This window comes from Mycolicibacterium novocastrense, assembly GCF_001570485.1.
Lineage (GTDB): Bacteria > Actinomycetota > Actinomycetes > Mycobacteriales > Mycobacteriaceae > Mycobacterium > Mycobacterium novocastrense.
This window is the reverse complement of record NZ_BCTA01000005.1, coordinates 1-4,919: the sequence shown is the minus strand read 5'-3', so window position 1 is coordinate 4,919 and position 4,919 is coordinate 1. Positions and strand designations below refer to the sequence as shown.

The 4,919-nt window shown below is 63.1% G+C and carries 4 protein-coding genes; 1 reads left to right on the top strand and 3 read right to left on the bottom strand.

The genetic code is table 11. The annotated features are described in order from the left end of the window. Positions 1–287: 287 nt before the first annotated feature. Positions 288–1,511 carry a L,D-transpeptidase gene (locus RMCN_RS02605; protein ID WP_165604398.1) on the bottom strand — a complete coding sequence of 408 codons (1,224 nt, stop codon included), beginning with the start codon at positions 1,509–1,511 and terminating at the stop codon, positions 288–290. Between the two features lie 964 nt (positions 1,512–2,475). Here RMCN_RS02605 and RMCN_RS02595 point away from each other — a divergent pair. Further along, entirely contained in the window at positions 2,476–3,129 is a 654-nt protein-coding gene (locus RMCN_RS02595; RefSeq protein WP_067387067.1) for a DUF305 domain-containing protein, read from the top strand. A 275-nt stretch (positions 3,130–3,404) separates the two neighbouring features. Here the strand turns inward: RMCN_RS02595 and RMCN_RS02590 are convergent, their stop codons facing one another. Further along, on the bottom strand, positions 3,405–4,541 hold the full coding sequence (locus tag RMCN_RS02590) for a sensor histidine kinase (protein ID WP_084377053.1): 1,137 nt from the start codon (positions 4,539–4,541) through the stop codon (positions 3,405–3,407). A gap of 59 nt (positions 4,542–4,600) precedes the next feature. Further along, positions 4,601–4,919 (bottom strand): winged helix-turn-helix domain-containing protein (locus tag RMCN_RS02585; protein ID WP_131808487.1); only part of this gene is annotated, 319 nt, incomplete at its 5' end.

Below are 4,919 nucleotides of genomic sequence, written 5' to 3'. Positions count from 1 at the left end.
TCGCCGACGAGTTCGGGGTCGCGCTCCCCGGCGAGTCGGTACACGCCGTAGTGCGTGCCGGCATACAACACGCCGTCGGAATCCACGCCCATGGCGTGGATGTGCGAAAAACCGCTGGGGTTGGATCGGCCAGAGGGGCTGTCAGCACTTGAGCATGCTCCGCTCAGCAATGCGGTAACCGTAGAGATAGTGATCAGGGCCGAGCGCATGCGTGCCTGCCATCTCAAGGGCGTTGTCACGACAGCCGTCTGTGATGATTGCAGCGTGATCGGTGCTTTTCGGCGGGCTCAGAGGTTCGCATTTCCTGCTCGCCACTGCTCCCACGGGATATTCCAATCACCGAGGCCGTCGGTACCGGACAGTGTTTGCCCTACGGTGTTGACGACTTCGACGATGTCGCCGCGCTTGGTGTTCTCGTAGAACCAGATGGCATTCGCGGGGCTGACGTTGAGGCAGCCGTGGCTTACGTTGGCACGCCCCTGACTGTTGACCGACCATGGTGCTGAATGCACATATATGCCGCTGTAAGACATCTGGGTCGCCCAATCGACATCGAGCCGGTAACCGTCTGGTGAATTGACCGGCACGCCGTAGGTCGACGAGTCCATGATCAGATTCGGGTACTTGTCGCCGATGATGTAGGCGCCGTTGTCAGTTGGTGTGCTGTCCTTTCCCATGGACAGCGGCATGGTCTTGATCAGTTCGCCGTTACGCCTGACGCTCAGCGTCTTGGTGCTGTCGTCGGCGGTGGCGATGACGTGATCACCGATGGTGAACCGGGTGCTGACGTCGTCCTGGCCGAACAAGCCGTTCCCGAGGTCGACACCATACGTTTTGACCGAAACCTCAACGGTAGTACCGGGTTTCCAATATTCGGCCGGGCGCCAGCGGACCTCGCGGCTGCTGAGCCAGTAGAACGCTCCGTCTACCGGGGGAGTAGTGACGACCGTAATCGCGTTCTGGGCAGCCAGACGGTTCGGGATGTCCTCGTCGAAGCGGACGGCGATGGGTTGGCCGACTCCGACGACTTCGCCGTTGTTCGGCATGACGTAAGGCATCGTCAGGTTCTCCGGCGACTGCGTTTGGAATGTCATGCTGTTGCGAGTGACGCCGCCCAGTCCGAATGCTTCGGCGTGCAACGTGTACTGCTTGTTGTAGCCCAGTGGTTCGGTCGTCGTCCACGTCACTCCATCTGGGCTGAGGTGCCCGTCGACTGAAATGCCGTCTGCATTGACCATGGTTACCGGACCGAGGACGCCGTCGCCGGCGGTCATCGTGACAGGAGAGTCCACCGCGACGCCGACGGCGCCGTCTGCCACTGAGGATTGCAGCGTCGGTACCAGTAATTCGCTATACGGGTCGCCCTTGTCTGCAATCACCTGAGGGGCCGGCGCGGCCGCGTTGCTGCTGCATCCCATGAGCAGCACCGTCAACGCCACCACGGCCGCGGCGATGAGCCCGAGCCGAGTGTTCCGTCGACCGATCCGTGAAGTCCGCCGCCGCAGCAGCATGGCTACTCCTTCTCTGCCGTCGTCTCAACGCGGATGCGACGGCTGCAAGCATTGCTGTCCCGGCACAGTCGCGCCACGCTGCGCATGTGACCACCCTCCATGGTCACCGCTCGGTGTTTTGCTTACCTAGCCCTTCGTCGAAGGTTCGGTAAAGGTTCGGACGTCGCCATTGACCTACCAACACGAGCGTGCGTGCTACCGAAGCTACTACTGCATCGGTACGTACATCGTAGCCACCCGTCAGCGCACATGTCGGTTGACTCCCTGGCGCGAGCGGGCCGAGGGCACCTGTCACACTTCACACTCGGCGATGGGAGGGTCTGGCGCGTCAGAGAGAAATCCTCAGCTGCTACTGGGTACGCGCAGTTGCTACGTATGTAATGAGCTCAGCCGGCAATCGTGCCTTTGCAAACCGCCGCCGCCGCGGCGTGCGGGCACAGACTGACGCCCGCAGAGTCGCTTCGGTACCTGGTTGCGGCGAGCGCTGAGCCCGGTGGTCGCCGCCGATCGTCGCGACGTTTGGCTGTTATGCAGTGTGGGAGCCTTGAGGTCGTGGTCGGGGATGCTGCGGTGATCCTACTTCCGCTGCTTGAACACGCCGGAGCCGCTGAAAGTCCAGTCGTTCGAGTGGTGGCCTTCGGCGCAGTGCACGCCACTCACCGGATGGCTATGCCGGTCGACATGATCGTTGAAGCCTTCGTCCGTCGTTGTGTCACTACGTTGGAGGCGTTCGATACACCATGAAGCCACCTGGCTCGATTCGTTCTCGATCAGAGGGTCGGCCGAGTGCTGGACAGGGGTTTACGTTTGCCTCCGGATACATGGCAGGCCATCACGACTAAGGGGATGGGCGACCGACACGAGGTCCGGCGGTCAGGGTCTTTACCGATTCTTCATCGAATACGGAAGCGACCCTTTAGGTTCTGCCTGCAGGCTAGCTAGCTGCGCAACGAAAGGAATTCGCGTGCACCTGAACCGGTTAATTGGCATCGCCGCCGCTGCAGCACTCGCATTGAGCGCCTGCAGTAACAGCCCACAAAGCGAACAAGACATGTCGTCAATGACTACTTCGGCGGTGGCCACCCCGTCGTCATCCGCTTCTCCAAGCGAGCGCGCGCCGGGGACTCAAGCGCACAACGACGCCGATGTGACCTTCGCCCAAGGGATGATCCCGCACCATCAGCAGGCAATCGAGATGAGCGACATGCTGCTGGCAAAGCAGGGCATCGACCCGCGCGTGGTGTCGTTGGCCAACGAGATCAAGGCGGCACAGGGCCCGGAAATCCAGCAATTGCAAGGTTGGCTATCAGAATGGGGCGTGTCTCCCACTACGTCCCCGGGCGCTGGTATGCCGGGCATGCCCGGCCATGACATGGGCAATATGGGCGGCGGCATGATGACCGAGGAAGACTTGACCGCGCTTCGTAACGCGCAGGGTGTCGAGGCGAGCAGGCTGTTCTTGACGCAGATGATCGAGCATCACCGAGGTGCCGTCGCGATGGCGCAGACTGAGGTCGACAACGGCCAGTTCGCGCCGGCGATCGAGATGGCACGTACGATCATCGCCTCGCAACAAAAAGAGATCCAGACCATGGAGCAGATCCTCGGCTCGCTGTAGGGATGTCAGAACGCTAGGAGCGTCGAGCTCTCCTCGATGTCCCCGTGCCGGTGATTTCCGCCGGCACGGGGACCCTTGCAGCGATCCGCGGATCAAGACCTTGGAGGACTTGAACCTCGACGCTCGTCTTCTCTGCGGCGAGATGTGTTTGGCCCACTGGCCAACGCCCGGCCCGCCGTCGCCAGTCGCCGCCGCAACCCAACGGAGACAGACCGATCTGACCGGACTCGCCGCTAACTACGTAGTCCGGCCGCGGACGTGGATAGATCGTCCAATTACGGTCGGACGTGCAGGTCTTGAGACTCTGGCCTCGGCAAGTCTGGTCGGCGGTGCTCGGACGTGGCGACCGGAAATGTGATGATGAACGTGGCTCCGGTGCCCGGGCCTTGGCTGCGTGCTGTGATGGAGCCGCCGTGTGCCTCGACGAGTGCCTTTGCGATTGCTAAACCGATGCCGGCCCCGCTGTTGTCATGGGCACGTTCTGCTTCCACGCGGTAGAACCGCTCGAATACGTACGGAAGGTGTTGGGCGGGAATGCCTTCACCGGTGTCGGAGATGCTGACTTCGAGCTGGTGACGGTCTATGTGGACGCGGACGTCGACGTGGCCGTGCGGCGGTGTGTGCCGCAATGCGTTGTCAAGCAGGTTGGCCAGAACCTGAGCGAGTCGCTGCGGGTCGCCCGAAACGGTAGGCACGCGGGGTGGCAGGTGTGCGGACAGCGTTACCTGTTTGGCTCGGTAGCGTTTGGCGGCGGCGCTGACCGCGGTCCTGACCAACTCGGCGATGTCGGTGTCAGTCGTCGTCATCGATGCGGAGCTTTCCTCAGCTTGAGAGAGAGCGGCGGCATCTTGGGCGAAACGCACCAGTCGGCGCGTCTGATCACGCAGCATGGCAGTGGTGGTCGGAGTCAGTTTCTCGACACCGTCTTCGACCGCTTCCATATAGGCTTCCAAAACCGCTACCGGAGTGCGGATTTCGTGGGCCAGGTCAGCGAAGAGGTGGCGGCGGGTGGCATCCACTGCCTGCAGGCGCCCGGCCATCTGATTGAACGCAGCCGCCAGCGCGTCGAAGTCCTGCCCGAGGTGCGGTGGAGCTACCCGCACGGTGTAGCGGCCGTCGGCGACCGCGGTCGCTGCTGAGGCTACCTCTGTGACGGAGCGCTGCAGCCGCCGGCTGATGTACCAGCTGACCGCGAAGGCCGCCAGTACCGAGACCGCCAACGCGCCGCCCACCGCGGCGACCATGGCGTACTGGTAGGCCTCCTCGGCATGATGCTGCTCGGCCGAGTGAGCCGCGACGCCGGCCTGGCGCAGGTGGTCACGAAACAATGGTGGCCCTACGATGGCGGCGACCATCCAGGTGGTCAGCGCACCGGCCAGTAACACCGTGGTTTGAGCGACCAGTAGTCGCATGCCGATCCCCGGGCGCCACCAAGCGCGCACCGGCGCTCGTTGGGCGTTCGCAGCCGCGCTCACTGTCCGCCTCCCATCCGGTATCCCACGCCGCGCACGGTCAGCACATAGCGCGGGGTGCTCGCGTTCTCGCCCAGCTTGCGTCTCAAATGACCGATGTGGACGTCTACGACGTGCTCGTCGCCGACCCACGGTCCCTCCCGCACCGTTTCGAGTAGCTGGCGGCGAGTCAAGACCACGCCCGGGCGCGCAGACAACGCACTCAGCAAGTCGAACTCGGTGCGCGTCAACCGGATCGGCTCACCATCGAGGTGCACCTCTCGGGCGGCGATGTCGACTTGCAGCTTCCCGAAGCGCCGCGGCGGTGCAGCCTGGTCG

Excerpts from the sequence above, each read along its gene's own strand:
- RMCN_RS02605 (WP_165604398.1), bottom strand. The coding sequence starts at position 1,511 with ATGCTGCTGCGGCGGCGGACTTCACGGATCGGTCGACGGAACACTCGG.
- RMCN_RS02590 (WP_084377053.1), bottom strand. The coding sequence starts at position 4,541 with ATGCGACTACTGGTCGCTCAAACCACGGTGTTACTGGCCGGTGCGCTG.